This is a genomic window from Kineococcus indalonis (genome assembly GCF_009906395.1).
Taxonomy (GTDB): Bacteria; Actinomycetota; Actinomycetes; order Actinomycetales; family Kineococcaceae; genus Kineococcus; species Kineococcus indalonis.
This window is the reverse complement of sequence record NZ_JAAALM010000454.1, coordinates 1-3,337: the sequence shown is the minus strand read 5'-3', so window position 1 is coordinate 3,337 and position 3,337 is coordinate 1. Positions and strand designations below refer to the sequence as shown.

Below are 3,337 nucleotides of genomic sequence, written 5' to 3'. Positions count from 1 at the left end.
GGCGGGCGGGGCGGGGGGGCAGCGGTGAGCGCGGCCACCGGCAGCCCCGACCGGCTCGCCACCGGTGCCGCCGGTCCCGGTGCCGCCGTGGAGGCCGCGCTGGCCGCGCTGCGCGCCGGCAAGCCGGTGCTCGTCACCGACGACGCCGACCGCGAGGACGAGGGCGACGCGGTGCTGTCCGCGGCCCTGGCCACCGCCGAGTGGATCGGCTGGACCGTGCGGCACACCTCCGGGATGCTGTGCGCGCCGATGCCCGCCGAGCGCGCCGACGCCCTGGGCCTGCCGCGCATGGTCGAGCGCAACGAGGACTCCCTGCGCACCGACTACACCGTCAGCTGCGACGCCGCGGCGGGGGTGAGCACCGGCATCTCCGCCGCCGACCGCGCCCGCACCGCACGCGTGCTCGCCGACCCCGGCGCCGTCCCGGCGGACCTGGTGCGCCCGGGGCACGTCTTCCCCCTGCGCGCGCGCCCCGGCGGCGTCCTGGAGCGCCCCGGGCACACCGAGGCCGCCGTCGACCTGTGCCGCCTGGCGGGCCTGCCGCCCGTGGGCGTCATCGCCGAGCTCGTCGAGGACGACGGCTCGATGTCGCGGTGGGAGCAGGTCGTGGAGCTCGGCCGGCGCCACGAGCTGCCGGTCCTGACCATCGCGGACCTGCGCGCGCACCTGCGCGCCCGCGGCGACCAGCCGCACGACCAGCCGCACGACCAGCCGCACGACCAGCAGCACGACCAGCAGCACGACCAGCAGCACGACAGGACGGGAGAGGACGCGTGAGCGGAGACGGGAGCCCCGAGATCGAGGTGGACGGCAGCGGCCTGCGGGTGGCCGTGGTCGCCGCCCGCTGGCACCAGGAGGTGATGGACGGCCTGCTGGCCGGCGCCCGCCGCGGCCTGGCCGACTCCGGCGTCGCGGACGTCACCGTGGTGCGCGTGCCCGGGGCCTTCGAGCTGCCCGTGGCCGCCGCCCGCCTGGCGCGCGCCGGCTTCGACGCCGTCGTCGCGCTCGGCGTCGTCATCCGCGGCGGCACCCCGCACTTCGAGTACGTGTGCGACGCGGCCACCGCGGGCCTGACGCAGGTGGCCGTCAGCACCGGCGTGCCCGTCGGCTTCGGCGTGCTCACCGTGGACAACGAGTCGCAGGCCCTGCACCGCGCCGGGCTGCGCGGCTCGCGCGAGGACAAGGGCCGCGAGGCCGTGCTGGCCGCCCTGGAGACCGTCGTGGCGCTGCGCGAGGTCGCCCCGCCGCTGCGCTGAGGCCCGCTCCGGCGCCCGCCGTGCGCGGGCGCCGGGCGGGGACGGCCGCCGGGTGCGCACCGCCTAGACTCAGCCCACGTGAAGACCTTCGACGGCCTGTTCGCCGAGCTGACGGACAAGGCCCGCACCCGCCCCGCCGGCTCGGGCACCGTGCTCGAACTGGACGCCGGCGTGCACGCCATCGGCAAGAAGGTCGTCGAGGAGGCGGCCGAGGTGTGGATGGCCGCCGAGCACGAGTCCGCCGAGCGCACCGCGGAGGAGGTCTCGCAGCTGCTGTACCACCTGCAGGTGCTGATGATCGCCCGCGGGCTCACGCTCGACGACGTCTACGCGCACCTGTGATCGACCCGGTGAGGGGTCGGGAGAGAGAGGGCAGGCCCGTGCTGCGCATCGCCGTCCCCAACAAGGGCTCGCTGTCGGAGGCCGCCAGCGCCATGCTGCGCGAGGCGGGCTACAACCAGCGCCGCGAGGCCAAGGAGCTGCTGCTGGACGACCCGGAGAACAACGCGCAGTTCGTCTTCCTGCGCCCGCGCGACATCGCCCTGTACGTCGGCTCCGGCACCCTCGACGTCGGCGTCACCGGCCGCGACCTGCTGCTGGACTCGCGCGCCCCCGCCGACGAGGTCCTCCAGCTCGGCTTCGCCCGCAGCACCTTCCGCTTCGCCGGTCGGCCCGGCACCGCCTCCTCGGTCGCCGACCTGCAGGGCCGGCGCATCGCCACCAGCTACTCCGGCCTGGTGGGCAAGCACCTGGCCGAGCACGGCGTGAGCGCCGACGTGGTGCACCTCGACGGCGCCGTGGAGACCGCGGTGGCGCTCGGCATCGCCGACGTCGTCGCCGACGTCGTCGAGACCGGCACCACCCTGCGCGCCGCCGGCCTGGAGGTCTTCGGCGAGCCGGTCATGCGCTCCGAGGCCGTGCTGGTGCGCCGCGCCGGCGCGCCCGCCGACCCGGCCGTCGACGTCCTGGTGCGCCGCCTGCAGGGCGTCCTGGTCGCCCGGCAGTACGTGATGGTCGACTACGACTGCCCCAAGGACCTCGTCGAGCGCGCCATCACCGTCACCCCGGGCCTGGAGTCGCCCACCGTGTCCCCGCTGGCGAACCCGGGCTGGGTCGCGGTGCGCGCCATGGTCGAGCGCTCGGCGACCAACCGCGTCATGGACGAGCTGTACGACCTCGGCGCGCGCGCCATCCTCGTCACGAGCATCCACGCCTGCCGGCTGTGAGCGGTGTGAGCGGCGCGGGCCGGGGCGCCGGTGACGCGCCCTTCCGCCCGCGCCGCGCCCGCGCCGTCGGCCTGACCGTCGCCGCCGTGCTCGGCCTGGTCTTCGCCGGCATGGCGGTCGGGCTGGCCCTGTCGCCGAACTCCGGCTGGACGGCCACCGACACCGCCTCCGCGGCGGTCCTCGCCCTGCTGCTGTGCGGCGGGCTGGTGCGCCTGGTGTCGGTGCGCGCCGTGCCCACCGCCGACGCCCTCGTCGTGCGCAACGTCGTCTTCACCCGGCGCGTGGAGTGGGGCGCGATCCTCGCCGTGCGCTTCGGCGGCGACGACCCGTGGCTGACCCTGGACACCGACGACGGCGAGAACCTCGCCGTCATGGCCGTGCAGAAGGCCGACGGCGCCCGCGCCGAGGCCGAGGCCCTGCGCCTGGCGCGGCTGGTCGCCGCCCGCGCCCCGCGCCCGCCGCGCGACTAGGGGGCCGCGGGGCCACCGGTCCGGCCTCCCCCGGGCGCGTCAGTCGCGCAGCACCCGCCAGCCCGCTGCGCCCGACCCGTCCGGGCCCCGCTGCGCGCCGCTGTCCAGCACCACGTCGGCGGTCGCGGCGACGCGGTGCGCGGCGAACAGCGCCTCCTCCTGCACCGCCCAGCGCCGCCAGTGCGGCGCGTACGCGTCCCCGTCGCGGGCCAGCGCCCGCCGGCGGCGCACCGGTGCCGGGGCCCGCACCCACACCAGCAGCTCCGGGCGCACCGGCGTGCACCCGGCGCCCACGCCCTCGACCACGACGGCCCCGGCGGTGCCCGCCGCCGGCACCGGCGCGCGCGGGCCCCAGCGCCCGGCGCTCCAGTCCCAGCGCGGCGGG

At 77.7% G+C, this 3,337-nt stretch carries 4 protein-coding genes and 2 pseudogenes; 5 read left to right on the top strand and 1 reads right to left on the bottom strand.

Annotation, left to right across the window (positions count from 1 at the left end; all coding sequences use genetic code 11):
- Positions 1-87: 87 nt before the first annotated feature.
- The 5 genes and pseudogenes from ribB to GTR00_RS17325 form a co-directional block, all read left to right on the top strand.
- Positions 88-672: pseudogene (ribB, locus tag GTR00_RS17345) on the top strand (3,4-dihydroxy-2-butanone-4-phosphate synthase); the annotation flags it as partial.
- Between the two features lie 101 nt (positions 673-773).
- Complete coding sequence (ribH, locus tag GTR00_RS17340; protein ID WP_166612832.1) at positions 774-1,256, top strand: 6,7-dimethyl-8-ribityllumazine synthase; 483 nt, start codon at positions 774-776, stop codon at positions 1,254-1,256.
- A gap of 78 nt (positions 1,257-1,334) precedes the next feature.
- Complete coding sequence (locus GTR00_RS17335) at positions 1,335-1,598, top strand: phosphoribosyl-ATP diphosphatase (protein WP_166612831.1); 264 nt, start codon at positions 1,335-1,337, stop codon at positions 1,596-1,598.
- 38 nt (positions 1,599-1,636) lie between these two features.
- Complete coding sequence (hisG, locus tag GTR00_RS17330) at positions 1,637-2,482, top strand: ATP phosphoribosyltransferase (protein ID WP_166612830.1); 846 nt, start codon at positions 1,637-1,639, stop codon at positions 2,480-2,482.
- Complete coding sequence (locus GTR00_RS17325; protein WP_205706060.1) at positions 2,479-2,952, top strand: PH domain-containing protein; 474 nt, start codon at positions 2,479-2,481, stop codon at positions 2,950-2,952. The genes hisG and GTR00_RS17325 overlap by 4 nt, the downstream gene beginning before the upstream one ends.
- A 39-nt stretch (positions 2,953-2,991) precedes the next feature.
- On the opposite strand, the pseudogene GTR00_RS17320 reads toward GTR00_RS17325, so the two are convergent.
- Positions 2,992-3,337 (bottom strand): annotated as a pseudogene (locus GTR00_RS17320) (hypothetical protein); the annotation flags it as partial.